At 58.0% G+C, this 19,258-nt stretch carries 20 protein-coding genes; 13 read left to right on the top strand and 7 right to left on the bottom strand.

What is annotated here, in order from left to right:
* Positions 1-8: 8 nt before the first annotated feature.
* Positions 9-1,238, top strand: a complete 1,230-nt coding sequence (locus MKFW12EY_RS07825; protein WP_054761137.1) for a nucleoside recognition domain-containing protein — start codon at positions 9-11, stop codon at positions 1,236-1,238.
* 50 nt (positions 1,239-1,288) lie between these two features.
* Positions 1,289-2,578 carry a tRNA (N(6)-L-threonylcarbamoyladenosine(37)-C(2))-methylthiotransferase MtaB gene (gene mtaB / locus MKFW12EY_RS07820; RefSeq protein WP_221054302.1) on the top strand — a complete coding sequence of 430 codons (1,290 nt, stop codon included), beginning with the start codon at positions 1,289-1,291 and terminating at the stop codon, positions 2,576-2,578.
* 53 nt (positions 2,579-2,631) lie between these two features.
* On the opposite strand, the gene MKFW12EY_RS07815 is transcribed toward mtaB, so the two are convergent.
* Positions 2,632-3,414: an MlaA family lipoprotein gene (locus MKFW12EY_RS07815; RefSeq protein ID WP_064024889.1), complete on the bottom strand. Its 783-nt coding sequence runs from the start codon at positions 3,412-3,414 to the stop codon at positions 2,632-2,634.
* 92 nt (positions 3,415-3,506) lie between these two features.
* Here MKFW12EY_RS07815 and rnt point away from each other — a divergent pair, with 92 nt between their 5' ends.
* Entirely contained in the window at positions 3,507-4,196 is a 690-nt protein-coding gene (gene rnt, locus MKFW12EY_RS07810; protein WP_082877651.1) for a ribonuclease T, read from the top strand.
* 26 nt (positions 4,197-4,222) lie between these two features.
* Here rnt and MKFW12EY_RS07805 read toward each other — a convergent pair whose 3' ends face one another.
* Genes MKFW12EY_RS07805 through MKFW12EY_RS07790 form a run of 4 tightly spaced genes read right to left on the bottom strand, consistent with a single transcriptional unit; the run spans position 4,223 to position 6,533 of the window.
* Positions 4,223-4,666 (bottom strand): roadblock/LC7 domain-containing protein, encoded by a 444-nt coding sequence (locus tag MKFW12EY_RS07805; protein WP_054761134.1) that lies wholly within the window; start codon positions 4,664-4,666, stop codon positions 4,223-4,225.
* Between the two features lie 21 nt (positions 4,667-4,687).
* Positions 4,688-5,101: a roadblock/LC7 domain-containing protein gene (locus MKFW12EY_RS07800; protein ID WP_054761132.1), complete on the bottom strand. Its 414-nt coding sequence runs from the start codon at positions 5,099-5,101 to the stop codon at positions 4,688-4,690.
* 34 nt (positions 5,102-5,135) lie between these two features.
* Positions 5,136-5,684 (bottom strand): V4R domain-containing protein, encoded by a 549-nt coding sequence (locus tag MKFW12EY_RS07795; RefSeq protein WP_082877652.1) that lies wholly within the window; start codon positions 5,682-5,684, stop codon positions 5,136-5,138.
* An 18-nt stretch (positions 5,685-5,702) separates the two neighbouring features.
* Positions 5,703-6,533: an OmpA family protein gene (locus tag MKFW12EY_RS07790; RefSeq protein ID WP_221054301.1), complete on the bottom strand. Its 831-nt coding sequence runs from the start codon at positions 6,531-6,533 to the stop codon at positions 5,703-5,705.
* A 369-nt stretch (positions 6,534-6,902) separates the two neighbouring features.
* Between MKFW12EY_RS07790 and MKFW12EY_RS07785 the strand changes: the two genes are divergently transcribed.
* Positions 6,903-7,652, top strand: a complete 750-nt coding sequence (locus MKFW12EY_RS07785) for an IS5 family transposase (protein WP_054763859.1) — start codon at positions 6,903-6,905, stop codon at positions 7,650-7,652.
* A gap of 74 nt (positions 7,653-7,726) precedes the next feature.
* Entirely contained in the window at positions 7,727-8,521 is a 795-nt protein-coding gene (locus MKFW12EY_RS07780) for an EAL domain-containing protein (protein WP_054763275.1), read from the top strand.
* Between the two features lie 17 nt (positions 8,522-8,538).
* Here MKFW12EY_RS07780 and amrS read toward each other — a convergent pair whose 3' ends face one another.
* Positions 8,539-9,621 (bottom strand): AmmeMemoRadiSam system radical SAM enzyme, encoded by a 1,083-nt coding sequence (amrS, locus tag MKFW12EY_RS07775; RefSeq protein WP_054763276.1) that lies wholly within the window; start codon positions 9,619-9,621, stop codon positions 8,539-8,541.
* Positions 9,622-9,774: 153 nt separating this feature from the next.
* Here amrS and amrB point away from each other — a divergent pair, with 153 nt between their 5' ends.
* The 8 genes from amrB (at position 9,775) to MKFW12EY_RS07735 (ending at position 18,822) form a co-directional block, all read left to right on the top strand.
* Positions 9,775-10,554: an AmmeMemoRadiSam system protein B gene (gene amrB / locus MKFW12EY_RS07770; protein WP_054763277.1), complete on the top strand. Its 780-nt coding sequence runs from the start codon at positions 9,775-9,777 to the stop codon at positions 10,552-10,554.
* Positions 10,541-11,098, top strand: a complete 558-nt coding sequence (amrA, locus tag MKFW12EY_RS07765; protein WP_054763278.1) for an AmmeMemoRadiSam system protein A — start codon at positions 10,541-10,543, stop codon at positions 11,096-11,098. The genes amrB and amrA overlap by 14 nt, the downstream gene beginning before the upstream one ends.
* 177 nt (positions 11,099-11,275) lie before the next feature.
* Entirely contained in the window at positions 11,276-12,742 is a 1,467-nt protein-coding gene (gene zwf / locus MKFW12EY_RS07760; RefSeq protein WP_221054300.1) for a glucose-6-phosphate dehydrogenase, read from the top strand.
* Positions 12,743-12,772: 30 nt separating this feature from the next.
* Positions 12,773-13,483 (top strand): 6-phosphogluconolactonase, encoded by a 711-nt coding sequence (pgl, locus tag MKFW12EY_RS07755; RefSeq protein ID WP_221054299.1) that lies wholly within the window; start codon positions 12,773-12,775, stop codon positions 13,481-13,483.
* Between the two features lie 107 nt (positions 13,484-13,590).
* Entirely contained in the window at positions 13,591-15,414 is a 1,824-nt protein-coding gene (edd, locus tag MKFW12EY_RS07750; protein WP_221054298.1) for a phosphogluconate dehydratase, read from the top strand.
* A 91-nt stretch (positions 15,415-15,505) separates the two neighbouring features.
* Entirely contained in the window at positions 15,506-16,951 is a 1,446-nt protein-coding gene (gene gnd, locus MKFW12EY_RS07745; RefSeq protein ID WP_221054297.1) for a decarboxylating NADP(+)-dependent phosphogluconate dehydrogenase, read from the top strand.
* 117 nt (positions 16,952-17,068) lie between these two features.
* On the top strand, positions 17,069-17,698 hold the full coding sequence (locus tag MKFW12EY_RS07740; RefSeq protein WP_064024934.1) for a bifunctional 4-hydroxy-2-oxoglutarate aldolase/2-dehydro-3-deoxy-phosphogluconate aldolase: 630 nt from the start codon (positions 17,069-17,071) through the stop codon (positions 17,696-17,698).
* Between the two features lie 176 nt (positions 17,699-17,874).
* Positions 17,875-18,822: an FAD:protein FMN transferase gene (locus tag MKFW12EY_RS07735; RefSeq protein WP_221054296.1), complete on the top strand. Its 948-nt coding sequence runs from the start codon at positions 17,875-17,877 to the stop codon at positions 18,820-18,822.
* A 4-nt stretch (positions 18,823-18,826) separates the two neighbouring features.
* Here MKFW12EY_RS07735 and MKFW12EY_RS07730 read toward each other — a convergent pair whose 3' ends face one another.
* On the bottom strand, positions 18,827-19,243 hold the full coding sequence (locus tag MKFW12EY_RS07730) for a Dabb family protein (protein ID WP_221054295.1): 417 nt from the start codon (positions 19,241-19,243) through the stop codon (positions 18,827-18,829).
* Between the last annotated feature and the right edge of the window lie 15 nt (positions 19,244-19,258).

Genomic DNA, 19,258 nt, shown 5'->3' with positions numbered 1-19,258 from the left:
CTCACCTTGTGCTCAACCTGATCTGGGTCTTTTTCTTCCTGTCGGCGTTCGCCGTCGCCAGTTTCAAACTGCTGCTATTGGGCGACAGCCGGGTATTTTCGGAAATGGTCGCGGCGATGTTCAACCTGGCGAAAACCGCGTTCGAAATTTCGTTGGGCCTGGGCGGCGTATTGGCATTGTGGCTGGGCATCATGAAAATCGGCGAACACAGCGGCTTCATAGCGTTATTGACCCGCGCGCTGAACCCATTATTTAGCCGACTGATGCCGGAAATTCCGCAGGGCCATCCGGCGTTGGGATCGATTACGATGAATATCGCCGCCAACATGTTGGGGCTGGACAACGCCGCCACGCCGATGGGCATCAAAGCCATGCAGGAAATGCAGACGCTAAACCCGCGGCCGGAGCAAGCTAGCGACGCGCAAATCCTGTTTTTGGTGATCAATACTTCGTCGGTGACGCTGTTTCCGGTGACGATATTCGCTTACCGGGCCCAGCTTGGCGCCGCCAATCCCACCGACGTATTCCTGCCGATTTTAATCGCGACCTACGTTTCGACCTTGACCGGCTTGCTGGCCGTAGCCTGGATGCAAAAGATCAACCTGCTCGACAAAGTGGTTTTGGCCTATTTGGGCGGCATCACGGCGTTGCTGGCCGGAATATTGAGCTATTTCTCCGGCCTGAGTCAGGCCGAGATGCTGGCGGAGTCGGCGCTGGCCAGCCACGTGATATTGTTCGGTTTGGTGGTCGCGTTCATCGCCGCCGCCTTGCACAAAGGCCTGAACGCCTACGAACTGTTCATCGACGGCGCCAAGCAAGGCTTTCAAACCGCTATCGGCATCATTCCGTATTTGGTGGCGATGCTGGTCGCTTTCGGCGTATTCCGCGCCAGCGGCGCCTTGGCTTTGATCAGCGACGGCGTGCGCTGGGTGGTGGATTATTACGGTGTAGACAACCGTTTTATCGACGGCCTGCCAACCGCCTTGATGAAGCCGTTCAGCGGCAGCGGCGCACGGGCGATGATGATAGACACGATGCAGGCCCACGGCGCCGATTCGTTTGCCGGCCGACTGGCTTCGGTAGTGCAAGGCAGCACCGAGACCACATTCTACGTATTGGCGGTGTACTTCGGTGCGGTCAACATCAAGCAGATTCGCCACGCCGCGGCCTGCGGCATTGTCGCCGACATCGGCGGCATTGTTGCCGCGGTTTTGGTGACTTATTGGTTTTTCGGCTAACCGCCGAGCAGGCGGCTCGATTCGCCGCAAAATTTGGAAACAAACAACAGATGCAAATACATTTAAAAACCCTGGGCTGCCGCCTGAACGAAGCCGAACTGGAGACCTGGGCCCAAGCCTTTCAAGCCAAAGGCCACGCCATCACCCGCAACGTCAACGATGCGCAGTTGGTCGTGATCAATTCCTGCGCAGTAACCCAGGATGCGGTCAAAAAATCCAAACAACTGATCCGCCGCGTGCATCGCGATAATCCTCAGGCCAAACTGGTGGTTAGCGGTTGTTATGCGACACTAAACGAAAGCGAAGCGGCGCAATTGATGGGCGTCGATCTGATCGTCGGCAACAACGACAAAAACCAGTTAGTCGAGCGCACGCTCAGCGAATTGAACATGGACAGCATGCCGGCCATGTCGACCGAACCCGGCGAGGTATCGCTGTTCAGTCGCGGCCGCCAGCGTGCCTTCGTCAAGGTCCAGGACGGCTGCCGCTACCGCTGCACCTTCTGTATCGTCACGGTCGCCCGCGGCGAAGAACGCAGCCGCAGCATCGACGAAGTCGTCGCCGAAATCAACGCGTTGCATGCCCAAGGCATCAACGAAGCCATCATTACCGGCGTGCACCTGGGCGGTTACGGCAGCGACATTGGCAGCGATCTGGCCGAACTGGTGCAATCCATTTTGGCGCGGACCGAAATCCCGCGCTTGCGCATGGGCTCTTTGGAACCCTGGGAATTGCCGGACGGTTTCTTCGAGCTGTTCAAAAACCCGCGCCTGCTGCCGCACCTGCATTTGCCGCTACAAAGCGGTAGCGACAGTGTGTTGCGGCGCATGGCCCGCCGCTGCAAAACCGCCGAATTCGCCGAACTGGTGAACCGGGCCCGGAGCGCGATTCCGCATTTCAACGTCACCACCGACATCATCGTCGGCTTCCCCGGCGAAACCGAGGAGGAATGGCGGGAAAGCGTCGAATACATCCAGCGCATCGGCTTCGGCCATATCCACATCTTCAGCTATTCGCCGCGCGAGGGCACCAAAGCCGCCGGTTTGCCGAATCAAATATCGCAGGAGCTTAAACGGCAACGCAGCCGGGAATTGCACGCACTGGCCGAAACGATGAAACAGGCATTTATCGAAAGCAATCTCGGAACCGTGGCCCCAGTGTTATGGGAAGGCCAGACCGAAACCTTGGCGAACGGCGAGCTGCGCTATTTCGGCTATACCCCGAATTATTTGCGGGTAGCCTGTACGGTACCCGCCGAGCGAATCTTGGAAAACCTGATCGTGCCGGCCAGGCTGGACTCCGTGGCGGCAGACTTCGTTAACGCCAGCCTCGCCGAATAAAAAAGGCCGCAAGGCGTTACGCCCAGCGGCCTTGGTTTGGCATCGAAAATAACTTAATACGGGTTAGGATCCCACGGCCCGTAACCTTGGTCTTTCAGTTCGTCGAACTTCAACACGTCGTCATCCGGCACGTTGCCGTCGTGAATCAGGTAATTGCGTCTGGACAAATAGGCGTTTTTGAAAAATTCGTACCGATCCAAAGCGGCTTCGGTCGCGACTTTTTCCAGACCCAACAAATCGGCACGGGCGTCTATCACTTTCAACGCCCCCGGCCCGATCGAGGCTGCGGCGCCGATCCAGCTCGGATTTAAGTAGATGCCGGCATAGGTAAACGGATTCATCGCCGCATCGCCGACTAAACCGAATACGCCGCGCGGCGAGCTGGGGCCGAAGAACGGCAGCACCAAATACGGACCGGTTGGGACGCCCCAATAACCCAGGGTTTGGTCGAAATCTTCATTGTGTTTGGCCAAGCCGATCATCGTGCCGACATCGACCAAGCCGGCAACGCCGGCCGTAGTGTTCACCAGAAACCGCGCACCGTCGGCGCCGGATTGGGCGAATTTGCCTTGCAGCGCGTCGTTAGCGCAAACGCCGATATCGTCGATGTTGCTGAAGAAATTGGTCACGCCCTGGTCGACAAAATTCGGGGTTACCCAGCGGTAGCCTTTGGCCACCGGCTTCATGACGTAGTCGTCGACGCCGTCGTTAAACGACTGCACGCTCCGGTTCCAACTTTGCCACGGGTCCTTGGGATCGACAGTATGGACCGTGGCGCAACCATTGGCCAAAGCCAACAACCCTGCGACCAGCCAAGTGGTATTTCTATTTTGCATAACAAACCTCATCAAATTGAATATTGTTTATACCTATCCAAAACTCACGTAACATAGCATACAACCCATTTTTTTTACCAACCCGCAGCTCGATGCAAAGCACTTTCAACCCGTTAGGCGATCGTTTCCGAGGCTATCTACCTGTCATTGTCGATATCGAAACCGCCGGTTTCAATGCCAAAAAAAATCCGTTACTGGAAATTGCTGCGGTAATCGTCGAACCCGACGCGGACGGCCTACTGCACGTTACCGAAAAACACCATTGCAATATCGTCCCGTTCAAAAACTCCGAACTCGACGAAGCCGCCTTGAAGTTCAACGGTATCGATCCCTACCACCCGTTCCGCATGGCAATCGAAGAAAAAGAGGCTTTGAACAAGTTGTTTACGCCAATCAAGGCCGCCGTTAAACGCAACCACTGCAAACGGGCGATCCTGGTCGGCCATAACCCGGCGTTCGACATCAATTTCCTGAATGCCGCGATAGACCGCACCAACCATAAACGCAGCCCGTTTCACCCGTTCAGCAGCTTCGATACCGCTACCCTGGGCGGGCTGGTCTACGGCCAGACCGTACTGGCCAAGATCGCGCAAGCGGCCGGACTGGCCTGGGACAACTCCCGAGCGCATTCGGCACTGTACGATGCCGAACAGACCGCCGAATTGTTCTGCCTGATTATTAACCGCTGGAAGAAATTAAGCGAGTTGGAAGCCCTACAAAACTCGCCGATTAGCGACCTGGCGCACAATAACGCGCCTGCCGGCGACCTCGCCGAACAGTGATACCTGCCAAAGGCTAACGCGGCGGCCTAGGCCTGCCGACTCAATACCGAAGCCAGATTGACCTGTTTCGGACTGTAAATGCACAGAATGATGGGGCCGACGCTGAGCATGGCCAGTTTGTGGTCGGCGCCGACGATGACAATCTGCTCGATAGCGCCCAAGCTCAGCGAAACTTGGCCGTGCTGGGCGGCACGAATGGTTTCCTGAATCACCGCGCCGAAAGCGTCGATATGCGGCACCTCGGCGGACTGCGCCAGAATTAGGCCGTCGTGGTAAGCGGCACAAGCGGCTATGCCTTTGATTTTGACTACTTTATCCACCAGCGCCTGCACGGCGTCGATGAAGGCCGCGCGCTTAGTCCTGGCGGATTCGCTGACGTTGACGATATCGCCGCCCGATTGGCGTTGCGCGGCGAGATAGTCCGCGGCGAGCCGATTCAGCGCCGCCAACTGGGTTTCGAACCAATGCATGCGGATTCTGCGGAGACAGTCTTAATTGGCCAGATAACTGCTGAACAAGCGCTTCAGCACCGGAATGGTCTCCTTCAATTCGAAGCGCACCCGGCCCAGCAGCGCCTCGCGTTGCGTGACCAAAGCCAACATGAAGCCGGCCTCGATCGGCGTCGATAGGATATAACCCTCCGAGTTTTCGCAAATCACCATGTTGGTGGAATGGTGGCCGACATGCTGCGCGGCTCTGGCCGCGGCACCGAACACCACCTGCACCGAGGCGCCGATGGCGTCGGTGTTGATTTCGAAGTCGCGGTGAATGTGGGTGACGAAACCGTCGCTGTCGACAATCGCCGCCGCCGAAACCCCCTGAATGCTCATCAGGTTGCGCAAAATCGAGTCGATCTCGTTGTTTTGAGATTTACGGGGATCGAGAAATTGGACGTTACTACTCATGCCGTACTCCTGATTATCGTTGTAATGGACCCGTCTACAGCAAATCGACGCGGATCAGGCAGGTTTTATCGCCCAGCGCGTTGCATTTGGTCTCGGTCGCCTTGACGTTGCGTTTGAAAAAAGTCTTGACGATGCCGCCGACCATGCCGGCCTCGAAATGGCATATCGGCGCCGAGACGTTATGAATGCCGGCGCAGGAGACGCACTCGTCGACACGCAATTCCAGTACGCCGGCCGACAAATCGACTTTATCCGGCACCACCAGGCCGATGCTTAATTGCCGGCACAGCATTTTGATCTTGCCGACATAGGTCTCCAAATCTTTATCGATGTTGGCTACCGCGATCTGGCCCATAGCCAAGCCTAAACTTTGCCCGGAATGGTAAACCAGCGACGGCGCGCCCTGCCCCAATATATCCTCGACGTTGGAACCCAGCGCCACCATCCGTAACGCTTGAAACAAGCGAATCGGAATCAACGGCCCCAAATCGTTGCGGTTTTCGATTTCGAACTGGCCGGAAATAATGCCGTCGAGAATTTGCTGCTGGGCAATCTGATAGTCTGATTTGGTATTTTGTAACATGGCATCTCCTCGATTCGGTTAATGGTCCAGGCAATGCAGTTCCACTCTGCGGTTCAGCGCCTGGCCGGCTTTGGTCTCGTTGGGCGCCGCCGGCCGCGCCATGCCTTCCGAGGCGGTAACGATGTTTTGTTTCGAAATGCCGCGGGCAACTAGCTGCTTTTTGACCGCATTCGCTCGGATCCTGCCGAGCGCAAGGTTGCCGGCAGCGGTGCCCATGTTACAAGTATGGCCGACCAAGCGGATTTGGCCGGGACAGCTTTGCGCCGCGGCAAGCAATTCGTCGGCCGCGGCAGCGGATTGCGGAGCCAGCTGGCCGGAGTCGAATTTAAAATACACGGTAAAGCGAGGTACTTCCGCAGCGTCTGCCGCCGCGTTGGGTACACCCGCCGCGGTCGGTTCGGTCGGTAATTCGGCTACCGCGTCGGCTGCCTGCCGTTCGCCATCGATACTCGCCTGCTCCGGCTCCGCCGCAGACCAAGGGTCGGATTTTGCCTCGGCCAGCGGCGTTGGTTCCGCGGCGGCGGGGTTAGCCGACGCGCCAGCATTGCCTGCCGCCATCTCCGGCGTCGGCCGACTAGTTTCGGCCGCCGGTTCGGCCGGCATCGCCGGTTTATTCTGAGCTAACGTTTCGCCGGCCGGCTCCGGCTGGTTTGACAGTTTGGGCGCCAACACCGCAACCAAGGCCAGCAAACCGACCACGCCGACCAACCAGGGCACATTGCCGCGCTTCGGCTTTTTCAAAACTTTTCCCGGCTTGGCCTGCAACTCTCCGGACGCCAACCGCGCTTTATCCAGGGACGGCAGCACGCCGTCCAAGCCGTCGTGATCGAGCGATCGAGGTTTTTTCATGCAATTTCCTTAGGTTCCGTTGGGCGCGAGCCCGCGAAATTTGCCGGGACGGGTTAAGCAAGCAGCGGCTGGATGCTGGTTGGCTATGATATGCAAGTTTAGACGCAGAATCAAAGTTGATACTGCGTCAAATAATTCGATTCCGGGAATTGACATCGAGCCACTGCATGCATGTCGCAAATGATTGTTTCCAGTAGCTTGGCGCTTTCCAAAATAAACCTGCGTTGCGCGGTTTTTGGCTACAATTCGCTAACCTGATGCTAATACTCGCCGAAAAATTAGGGGCTGTTGCCATTTTCAAACAATAGCCTTGAAATTGAGCGGCTCTGCCTCAGTAGATTGATTTTTCAATCAAAAGACAAGCAACCGATGCCACGACAATTGTTTACGGACGAATACTGGAATAAATTCAAAGCCATCATGTTAAGCCTGGGGATTTACGACAAGCCTTCGCTCCGGCAAACGGTAGAAGGGATTTTTTATCGCATGCGAGTCGGCTGCCCCTGGCGAGACCTGCCTGCCACGTTTGGTAAGTGGAATGCCGTGTACAAACGGTTCAATGCGTGGTCACTGCAAGAAAAACTGATGGGCATTTTTCGAGGTCTAGTTGTGGCACCCGATTTGGAATGGACCTTTATTGACGGCAGTATCGTAAAAGCGCATCAGCATAGTAGTGGCGCGGCTCGTGAACAGGATGCCGCGATTGGGAAATCCGTCGCGGGTAACACCACGAAAATCCATATGGCCGTTGATGCCTGCGGGCTGCCTATTCATTTCTCGGTCACCGGTGGTGAAGTCCATGACTGTAAAGAAGCGCCGAAATTAGTGGCTAAACTGCCTTTGGCTGACTACACGGTCGCTGACAAAGGCTATGACAGTGAACCTCTAAGGATTCAAATTCGAGAGAAAGGGAGTGTGCCCATCATTCCTAGAAAACAGAATTCAATCGTCGGGAATGACGGAATGGATTGGTGTCTCTACCAATATCGCCACCTCGTTGAAAATGTCTTTGCGCGATTGAAACATTTCAGAGCCATCGCGACGCGATATGACAAATTGAAACGCAATTTTGAAAGCGTTGTCGCTTTGGCCTGCGCTTTTATTTGGTTACCCATGTAAAACGGCAACAGCCCCTAATCGTAGAAGAGACAGCAACGATGAAATACGACCGACCTTGATTCAGAGATTCCGCCATGCCGCACCAACCCGCACCAAACGCCAACGCCCCCGCCGCCGAAAACAATTTGCCCGCTTGCAATCGTTGCCAGGATCTCGCTGAACTGGATTTCGACTTCAGCTTCGCCTATCAGCCCATCGTCAATTTTTTCGCCAGAACCATCTTTGCCCACGAGGCTTTGGTGCGAGGGATCAACGGCGAATCGGCCGCGTCGGTATTGTCCAGAGTCACCGACGAAAACCGCTACCGCTTCGACCAAAGCTGCCGCGTCAAGGCCGTGGAAGGCGCTGCAAAATTGGGCATCCAAGAGTTTCTGTCGATCAATTTTCTGCCGAATGCGGTTTACCAACCCGAAGCTTGCATCCGCTCGACCTTCGAAGCGGCACATAAATATAATTTTTCCAAAGACCGCATCATTTTCGAAGTAGTCGAAGGCGAGGACGTTTCCGATCGGCCGCATTTAATCAATATCTTCACCGAATACCGCCGCTTCGGCTTCAAGACCGCAATCGACGATTTTGGCGCCGGTTACGCCGGCCTGAATCTGCTGGCCGAATTTCAGCCCGACTTGATCAAGCTGGATATGGACTTGATCCGGGACATCCACCTCAATAAAGCAAAACAAGCCATTGTCCGCGGCGTGACTCAAATTTGCCGGGAACTGGAAATCGAAGTTCTGGCGGAAGGCATAGAAACCAAGGCCGAGCGCGATTTCTTACTATCCTGCGGCGTGACGCTGTTCCAGGGCTACTTGTTCTGCAAACCGGCGTTTCAAGCGATCGGCCGGATCGACCCGGACGCCTGGACCTGAGCGTCGGCCGCGCACTTTTAAAAACGTACCGCCCGTCGTTTTGGTCCCCAATCGCCGGGCCGGGGTTGGAACAGGCCGGCACAGCGCGTACCGCAAAACCGGCAACTGCCCGCCGCATCCAGGTTCCAGTCGGACAATACATACCAGTCTCTGCCGATCAACAATTCGCCGCAATGGTGGCAGTAGGTACTCTCCGCCGCCTTGTCGTGGACGTTGCCGACGTAGGCGTAACGCACGCCGTTTTCTAACGCGATACGGCGAGCCGTCAGCAGCTTAGACACCGGCGTATGCGGTTTGTCGGCCATTTTCCAGTCCGGATGGAACGCAGTGAAATGCATCGGCACCTCGGGCCCCAAATTCTCGACCACCCATTGCGTCATCGCCTGCAACTCCGCCTCGGAATCGTTTTCGCCCGGAATCAGCAACGTGGTCAGCTCGAACCAGACCTCGGTTTCCCGCTTCAGATATAACAAGGTCTCCAACACCGGCTGTAAATGGCCGCCGGTGATTTTGTGGTAAAAGTCCTCGGAGAAGGCTTTTAAATCGACGTTGGCGGCATCCATATACCGGTAAAACTCGGCGCGCGGCTCGGCGCAGACGTAACCCGCCGTGACCGCCACCGACTTCAATCCCAGTTCCCGGCAGGCCTGAGCGGTATCGACGGCGTATTCGTGGAACACTACCGGATCGTTATAGGTATACGCCACGCTGCTGCAGCCCTGCTCCAATGCCGCCTTGGCAATCGCTTCCGGACTGGCGCGGCTCATCAAGGTATCCATTTCCCGCGACTTGCTGATGTCCCAGTTCTGGCAAAATTTGCAGGCCAGATTGCAGCCGGCGGTGCCGAACGACAGAATCGGCGTGCCGGGCAGAAAGTGGTTGAGCGGTTTCTTTTCGATCGGATCGACGGCAAAGCCGCTGGAACGGCCGTAGCTGGTCATCACGATTTGCTGATTCAGGTTTTGCCGAACAAAACACAAACCGCGCTGCCCTTCGTGCAATTTGCAGAAACGCGGGCACAAATCGCATTGCACTTTGCCGTCTTCCAAAAGGTGCCAATAGCGGGTGGCGGCAGTGTCGGGACTGAGTAAAGTAGCCATGATGACGCTCCTTGAACCTAGCGGAAAAAATCCGGTCGTTACCGGTGCAGTTAGCAGTAGAATAACTCCGGAGCGGCCACGGACTGTAGTTATTTCGACAGCCACGGCTACCCCGGCTTACTGATCGATTACAACTCTAATAAGGATCAGCGCATGAACAGAAAACCTGCGGTCGCCGGCCGCTTTTATCCGGCGCAACCCCAACAACTACACGCCGAAATTGCCGGCTTTCTGCAGCAGGCCGAACCGGCGGAACAAGTTCCCAAAGCCATTATTGCCCCGCACGCCGGTTATATTTACTCGGGACCGATTGCCGCCAGCGCTTACGTGCGCTTGAAGCCGGCGGCCGGATCGATCAAGCGCGTGGTATTGATCGGACCCTCGCATCGAGTGGCGTTCCGCGGCTTGGCGGTCAGCCGCACCCATGCCTACACCACGCCGCTCGGCGACGTTCCGGTGGACCGGACCGCGGTAGAAACCTTGTTGCAACTCCCCTTCGTCGAATATATCGAGCAGGCGCATACGCTGGAACACAGCCTGGAAGTCCAGCTGCCATTTCTGCAAGAAGTTTTGCGGGACTTCAGCCTGGTGCCTATCGTAGCCGGCGACGCCAGCCCGGACCAGGTCAGCCAAGTGCTGGACCTGCTGTGGGACGGACCGGAAACGCTGCTGGTGGTCAGTTCCGACCTCAGCCACTACCACTCTTACGCCAGCGCGCAACGGATGGACCGCAATACCAGCCAACTGATCGAGCAATTGCGTTATCAGGACATCGGCGGCGAGGATGCCTGCGGCAAAGTGGCGGTGAACGGCCTGTTGAAATTACTGGGCGAAAAAGGCCTGTCGATCAAAACCATAGACCTGCGTAACTCCGGAGACACCGCCGGCGACAAGCAGCAAGTGGTGGGCTACGGTGCCTATGTCGTTGACTGAAGACCAAAGGCAGCGACTATTGGCGCTGGCCCGGCAATCGATAAGCCACGGCCTGCAGACCGGCCGGCCGCTTACTGTGGAGCTGTCGGACTATCCCGGCGAGTTGAGCGCCCACCGCGCCACCTTCGTCACGCTGGAGCGCGCCGGCCAGTTGCGCGGCTGTATCGGCATGCTGGAAGCGCGGCGGCCGTTGGCTGAAGACGTGGCGGAAAACGCCTTTGCCGCCGCCTTCCGCGACCCGCGCTTCCCGCCATTACGGGACAGCGAGGTGGCCGGACTCGATCTGCACATCTCGGTGTTGGCGCCGGCGGAACCGCTGCCGGTCGCGTCGGAAGCCGATTTGCTGCAACAACTTCGCCCCGGCATAGACGGTTTGATCCTGCAGGAAGGCGGCCGGCGGGCAACGTTTCTGCCGGCGGTTTGGGACGATTTGCCCGAACCGGCCCGCTTTCTGAACCACCTGAAACAAAAAGCCGGCCTGCCGGCCGCATATTGGTCGGACAGCCTACGGTTTTTCCGCTACACCACGGAAAGCTTCGGCTGAGCCGCCGCTTCCGCACAACCCAGCAAACTCGCGGCCTCCGGGCTTTTTTCTTGTTCGAAAAGGCGTTGCAACATTATAATGGCGGCATTTTCGGCTAATTTCGGCCCGCCGATTTTGCAGCCGTCGGCAGGATCGCCGCCGGCACCGAACGGATTTCAGCGTATTTGGGTACCATTGATGAAAAACCACACCTATAAACCCTGCGACCTAGTGATTTACGGTGCGCTGGGTGATTTGTCCAAGCGCAAGCTGTTGATTTCTTTATATCGCCTGGAAAAGTCGGAATTACTCGAGCCCGACACCCGCATCGTCGGCGTCGACCGGCTGGACGAGACCAGCGAAGGCTTCGTCAAAATCGCCCGCGCCAGTCTCGATGCGTTTCTGAACAACACCATCAACGAAGAAATCTGGCAACGTTTTTCTAAGCGCCTGTCTTATTTGAAAATCGACCTGACTCAGCCGGAACAATACCTGCAACTAAATGCTGCCGTGGAGCCGGACAAACGGGTCATGGTCAATTATTTCGCCGTCGCGCCGTTTTTGTTCAAAAGCATTTGCCAGGGCCTGCAAAGCTGCGGCGTGTTGACGCCGGAAGCGCGGATGGTGATGGAAAAGCCTATCGGCCACGATTTGAAATCGTCGAAAGAAATCAACGACGCCGTCGCCGACGCCTTTCACGAAGACCAGGTCTACCGGATCGACCATTACCTGGGTAAGGAAACCGTATTAAACCTGCTGGCTTTGCGCTTCGCCAACTCGATTTTCACGACCAACTGGAACCACAACACGATAGACCACATCCAGATCACGGTCGGCGAAGACATCGGCATCGAAGGCCGTTGGGAATATTTCGACAAGACTGGCCAGTTGCGCGACATGTTGCAAAACCATCTGTTGCAAATCCTGACCTTCGTAGCGATGGAACCGCCGGCCGACCTGGAAGCGGAAAGCATCCACATGGAGAAAATCAAGGTGCTGAAAGCCCTGCGGCCCATCACAGCGCGCAACGTCGAGGAAAAAACCGTACGCGGCCAATATACCGCGGGTTTCATCAAAGGCCAGGCCGTACCGGGTTATCTGGAAGAAGAAGGCGCCAACAAGGAAAGCACAACCGAGAGCTTCGTCGCGATCCGGGTCGACATCGACAACTGGCGTTGGGCCGGCGTGCCGTTTTACATGCGTACCGGCAAACGCATGCCCAACAAGCGCACCGAAATCGTCGTCAACTTCAAACAGTTGCCGCATAACATTTTCAAAGACAGTTTCCGCGACTTGCCGGCCAATAAACTGGTGATCCATTTGCAGCCTAACGAAGGCGTAGACGTGGTGATGTTGAACAAAATCCCCGGCATCGACGGCAACATCAAGTTGCAGCAAACCAAGTTGGACTTGAGCTTTTCGGAAACTTTCAAAAAGAGCAGCATCTTTGGAGGTTACGAAAAGCTGATTCTGGAAGCCCTGCGCGGCAACCCGACGCTGTTTTTGAGCCGCGAGGAAATCGAACAGGCTTGGGCGTGGGTCGATTCGATCCAGGACGCTTGGGCGCACAGCCACAGCGCGCCCAAATCTTATCCGGCCGGAAGCTGGGGCCCTATCGCCTCGGTGGCGTTATTGGCTCGCGACGGCCGAGCTTGGGAAGAGTAACCATCTAAATCCATCACGAGTAAAACGATCATGGTTAGAGAATTTTTTTTCGAACAGCGCAACCACTTGTTCACCGCATTGGTGGCGGAATGCCACGACGTCTTGTCCGAGGCGATCAGCAAACATGGCCATGCCGTGCTGCTGGTTTCCGGCGGCACCACGCCGGCACCGTTGTACGAAGCGCTGTCCAAATCCGACCTGAACTGGAAAAAGATCAAAGTAGCCCTAGTCGACGAACGCTGGGTGGACAGCGACCATAGCGCCAGTAACGAAGCCTTGATCCGCCGCAGCCTGCTGATCAACAACGCCCGCAATGTCGAGTTCGTCGGCATGAAAACCGCTGCCGCGACCGCCGCGGCCGGCCAAGCCGAAACCGAAAGCCGTTACCAAGCATTGCCTCAGCCGTTTACCTTGAGCATCGTCGGTATGGGCATCGACGGCCATACCGCGTCGTTGTTTCCGCACGCCCCCGGTCTGGCCGAAGCGCTGAGCGACGATAACACGCAACTGACCGCGGCAATCGACGCGATTCAGAGCGAAGTCACCGGGCCCAACACCGAACGCCTGACCTTGACCCGTAACGGCCTGCTGAAGTCGGAACGCATCGTGATCCTGTTCACCGGCGAGGACAAACTGGCCGTATTCGGCCAAGCCCAACAGCCCGGACCGGTCGAAGACATGCCGATCCGTGCGCTGTTGAACCAGGAGCAAGCGCCGGTGGAATTGTACTGGGCGCCTTAACCAACGTATTTCAGGGCGGGTTAGGCGCGCATGACCCAAGAATGCTCGATCCCAAGACCTATAGGCGCGTCGCAAGCTAATCGGCGTAATGGCCGCCAGGAGATTCTATGCACCCTACTTTAGAAAAAGTCACCGCGGACGTGGTGAAACGCAGCCGCGAAACCCGTGCGGCTTATCTGGCTCGGATCGACGCCGCGGCCGCACAGGGCCCGCACCGCGCCAAATTGCCCTGCGCCAATCTGGCGCATGGTTTTGCGGTATGTTCAGCGGCTGAAAAAGAAGAGCTGGCCCATGGCCCCAAAGCCAATGTCGGCATCATTTCCGCTTACAACGACATGTTGTCCGCCCACGAACCGTACAAGGATTATCCGGCGTTGATCAAGCAAGCCGTGCGCGAAGCGGGCGGCGTCGCCCAGTTTGCCGGCGGCGTGCCGGCGATGTGCGACGGCGTTACCCAGGGCATGCCGGGAATGGAATTGTCGTTGTTCAGCCGCGACGTGATCGCGCTGTCCACCGCCATCGGCCTGAGCCACAATATGTTCGATGCCGCACTGTATTTGGGAGTCTGCGACAAAATCGTGCCCGGCTTGCTGATCGGCGCGCTCAGCTTCGGCCATTTGCCCGCCGTGTTCGTGCCGGCCGGCCCGATGACCAGCGGCCTGTCCAATAAGGAAAAGTCGCGCGCCCGCCAAAAGTATGCCGAAGGCAAGATCGGCGAGAAAGAATTGCTGGAATCCGAGTCCAAATCCTACCACAGCCCCGGTACCTGCACCTTCTACGGTACCGCCAACAGCAACCAGATGATGGTGGAAATCATGGGCTTGCATTTGCCGGGCGCGTCGTTCGTCAATCCGTACACGCCGCTGCGCGACGAGTTGACCAAGGCCGCCGCCAAGCAGGTGTTGAAATTCACCGCACTCGGCGACGATTTCCGGCCGATCGCCCACGTCGTCGACGAAAGAGCCATTATCAACGCGATTATCGGCCTGTTGGCGACCGGCGGTTCGACCAACCACACGATACATTTGATCGCCATCGCCCGCGCGGCCGGCATCATCATCAACTGGGACGACTTCGACAAACTGTCGAAAATCATTCCACTGCTGACCAAGATTTATCCGAACGGCCCGGCAGACGTCAACCAGTTCCACCATGCCGGCGGTATGGGCCTGCTGATCAAGGAATTGTTGGAAAACGGCCTATTGCACGGCGACATTCTGACCATCGGCGACCAGCGCGGCATGGCCCAATACAGCCAGGCTCCCGCGCTTGACGCCGCCGGCAAGCTACACTGGGCAGAAGGGCCGGCCCAATCGCTGGATCCGGAAGTCATCGGCAGCGTCGCCCAACCGTTCGCCGCCGGCGGCGGCTTGCACGTGATGCACGGCAACTTGGGTCGCGGCGTCTCGAAAATTTCCGCCGTTGCCGAAAAGCACCAGGTAGTAACGGCGCCGGCCATGGTCTTCGACGATCAGCTCGACGTGGTTGCCGCCTTCAAACGCGGCGAACTGGAAAAAGACGTCATCGTGGTGTTAAGGTTTCAAGGCCCGAAAGCCAACGGCATGCCGGAACTGCACAAACTGACCCCGGTACTGGGCGTGTTGCAGGACCGCGGCTTCCATGTCGGCCTGGTGACCGACGGCCGCATGTCCGGCGCGTCCGGCAAAGTGCCCTCGGCCATCCACATGTGGCCGGAATGTATCGACGGCGGCCCATTGGCAAAGGTGCGCGACGGCGACATCATTGTGCTGAACACCCAGACCGGCGAAGTCAACGTCCAAGTCGACCAAGCCGAGTTCGAGGCCCGCGCCGCCGAGCCCAACCACGCCACCGGCCACCACTTCGGCATGGGCCGGGAATTATTCGGCGCGATGCGGGCGCAGGCTTCGTCGGCTGAAACCGGCGCCACCAATCTATTTTTTGTCGATTGAACGACCGGATTTCAAGCGACTCGGCCAATGCGGTTTTCGCGCTAAGTCGAATCGGATTTAACATATTGGCAACAGGCAGCGGCAGGCAAACATGAAAGCAGATATCGGTTTAATCGGATTGGCGGTGATGGGACAGAATTTAGTCCTGAACATGAACGATCACGGCTTCAAGGTGGCGGTCTACAACCGCACCACCAGTAAAGTCGACGAGTTCCTGGACGGGCCGGCTCAGGGCACCCAGGTCGTCGGCACTCATTCCCTGGCGGAATTGGTCGACAGCCTGGCATCGCCGCGCAAGGTCATGCTGATGGTCAAGGCCGGCAGCGTGGTCGATCAATACATCGACGATTTGTTGCCGCTGCTGGCGCCAGGCGACATCATCATCGACGGCGGCAATTCGCTGTTCACCGACACCAACCGCCGCACCCAATACCTGGCCGATAAAGGCCTGCTTTATGTCGGTACCGGCGTCTCGGGCGGCGAGGAAGGCGCCCGCCACGGCCCGTCCATCATGCCGGGCGGCAATAAAGCGGCGTGGCCGGCGGTGAAGCCGATTTTTCAAGCGATCAGCGCCCATGTCGATAACCAACCGTGTTGCGAATGGGTCGGCGACAACGGCGCCGGCCACTACGTGAAAATGGTGCACAACGGCATCGAGTACGGCGACATGCAATTGATTTGCGAAGCCTACCAATTATTGTCGGAAGGCCTGGGCTTGAGCACCGACGAAATGCAGGCAATTTTCGCCGACTGGAACCGAGGCGAATTGAGTTCTTACCTGATCGAGATCACCGCCAACATCCTCGCCTATAAAGACGAAAACGGCGAGCCGCTATTGGACAAGATTCTGGATACCGCCGGCCAAAAAGGTACCGGCAAGTGGACCGGCATCAATGCGCTGGATTTGGGAATTCCACTGACCTTGATCGGCGAATCGGTCTTCGCCCGCTGCCTGTCGGCGCAAAAAGACGAGCGGGTCAGAGCCGCGAAAATTCTGCCCAAGCAGCATAAAGCTTTCAGCGGCGACCGCCAGGCCATGGTCCACGCCATCCGCCAGGCACTGTACGCATCCAAAATTATTTCGTATGCCCAAGGTTTCCGCCTGATGCGCGAAGCCGCCCAGGAATACAAGCTGGCGCTCAATTACGGCGACATTGCCCTGATGTGGCGCGGCGGTTGCATTATCCGCAGCCAATTTTTGAACGATATTAAACAGGCTTACCAACAAAACCCCGACTTGGAAAACCTGCTGCTGGCGGATTTCTTCGGCGCGGCGATGCAGCAGGCCGACGCCGGCTGGCGCCAAGCCGTGGTGATGGGTATCGAATTGGGCATTCCGACGCCGGCGTTTTCCTCGGCGCTGGCCTATTACGACGGTTACCGCAGCGAACGCCTGCCCGCCAACCTGTTGCAAGCCCAACGCGACTATTTCGGCGCCCATTCCTACGAACGCACCGACAGTCCCCGCGGCGAGTTCTTTCATACCGACTGGACCGGCCGCGGCGGCAAAACGGCGTCGACGACGTATACGGTTTAACCGCCGGCAGCGGAAAGCGGATTATCCGATAAACACGAGTTGGGTTAGCGTAGCGTGGCCCGACAATTAAGCCCAGTTGGGTTAAGCTACAACCCAAACCCACTAATGGATAAATCAATGACAGTAACTATCAAAGAAGTCATGACCACCTCGCCGGTAATGCCGGTCATGGTTATCAATAATCTGGAAAACGCCGTGCCGCTGGCCAAAGCCCTGGTCGAAGGCGGCTTGAAAGTGCTGGAAATCACCTTGCGCACGCCGGTGGCGCTGGATGCGATTCGCCAAATCAAAGCCGAAGTACCCGGCGCGATCGTCGGTGCCGGCACCATCATCAACGTCACCACCCTGCACCATGCCATCGACGCCGGCGCCCAGTTCATCGTCAGCCCCGGCGTGACCGAAAATCTGCTGGATGCGGCCCTGGAAACCAGCGTACCGTTGTTGCCCGGCGTCATTACCCCAAGCGAAGTCATGCGCTTATTGGATAAAGGCATTACCGCGATGAAGTTTTTCCCGGCCGAAGCCGCCGGCGGCATTCCGATGCTGAAGTCGATAGGCGGGCCGCTGCCGCAAGTCACCTTCTGCCCGACCGGCGGCGTCAATCCGAAAAACGCGCCGGAATATTTGGCGCTGAGCAACGTCGCCTGCGTCGGCGGCTCGTGGATGGCGCCGGCCGAACTGGTCGACGCCGGCGATTGGGCCGAAATCACCCGCCGCGCCGCAGCCGCATCGGCTTTGAAAAAGTAATCGGCCGGAGCCGCCCTACGGCCAACGGCCTGGCGGCGGGATGCCTTGGCTGCAGCCGCCGCCGTTCGCAAGCCTCCGGCGGCGCTGACCGTCGCCCTCGTCCGGATTGGAAAAGCGCAATCTGTTCCGATCCGGTTCAATCCCACATCACCGCCGCCGGCACGGCTAGCCGAGCCATGAAAAAACCGCCGCTGCATTATTTCCGCCGCGATTTCAACGCCATGGGTACGCCGTGCCAAATCCAGTTGTTCGCAGCCGGTGAAGCCAAAGCGATGGCCGCCGCCGATGCGGCCATCGCCGACGTCCGGCGTTTGGAAGCCCGCTATTCGCGTTACCGCGACGATAGTTTTCTATCCGAGATCAATCGGGCCGCCGCCAGCGGTGCCGCGATCGAGGTCGATGAGGAAACCGCCGGCCTGCTGGATTACGCCGCAACCTGCTACGCGCAAAGCGGCGGCCTGTTCGACATCACCTCCGGCATCCTGCGCCGGGCCTGGAAATTCGATTCCGGCCAATTGCCGGAGCAATCGTTGATCGACAATTTGTTGCAACGCGTGGGCTGGCACAGACTAAGCTGGCAGCGGCCGCGGCTGGCCTTTGCCAAGGCAAGCATGGAAATCGATTTCGGCGGCGTGGTCAAGGAATACGCCGCGGACCGGGCCGCAGCCTTATGCCAGGCTCATGGCATCCGCCACGGCCTGGTCAACTTGGGCGGCGATATCAAAGTCGTCGGGCCCCGCGCCGACGGCAGCCCGTGGCAAATCGGTATCCGCCATCCCCACCGAAGCGGCGGCTTGCTCGATACGCTGGCCCTGGCGGCAGGCGCGGTCGCTAGCAGCGGCGATTACGAACGCTGCATCACATTGGACGGCGTGCGTTACGGCCACGTCTTGAATCCGCGGACCGGCTGGCCGGTGCGGCATTTGGCTGCGGTAACCGTCATCGCCGAATTCTGCGTCGTAGCCGGTAGCGCGTCGACGATTGCGATGCTGAAAGAAGAAGACGGCCCGGCCTGGTTGACCGATCTGCAACTGCCGCACTTATGGGTGGACCTGAACGGCGAATGCGGCGGCTCGGCGGCACTCGGGGTAGCGCAGCCGGCAGATCCGGAGCGGCAGCGCTGAACCTTCAGGGCCTATCCGGCTCGGCGAACTCGTAGAGTTTGTACTTTTCCACCAACGGCCGCAGCACTTGCTGGGCGACCCGCAGATATTCCGGATCTTGCAAAAATTGCTGGTAAGCCTGGCGGCTTTCGAACACGGCGGAAACGGCGACATCGTAGCTTTCGTCCAGCGCCGCATTGGCTCGGCCGCGCCGGACTGCGGCCGGCGTACCGGCATCGTAAGCCACCACCCCCTGCAATCGGGCCAGCGGCCGGCTGGCCTCGATGTATCGCTGGCGGGCTTGCGGGTCTCCCGGCTGTTTCAACCAGACCACGGCGACGTGGTGCATTCTGCCACCGGCTTCCCCGGTTTGCGGTTGCACGGGCTGAGAACAGCCCGCGGCTAGCCAAGCGGCCAGCGTCAGCCCATAAAATGGTTTCATAGTGTGGTCTCCACA

The organism is Methylomonas koyamae (assembly GCF_019669905.1).
Classification (GTDB): domain Bacteria; phylum Pseudomonadota; class Gammaproteobacteria; order Methylococcales; family Methylomonadaceae; genus Methylomonas; species Methylomonas koyamae.
This window is presented reverse-complemented; position numbering and strand designations above follow the sequence as displayed.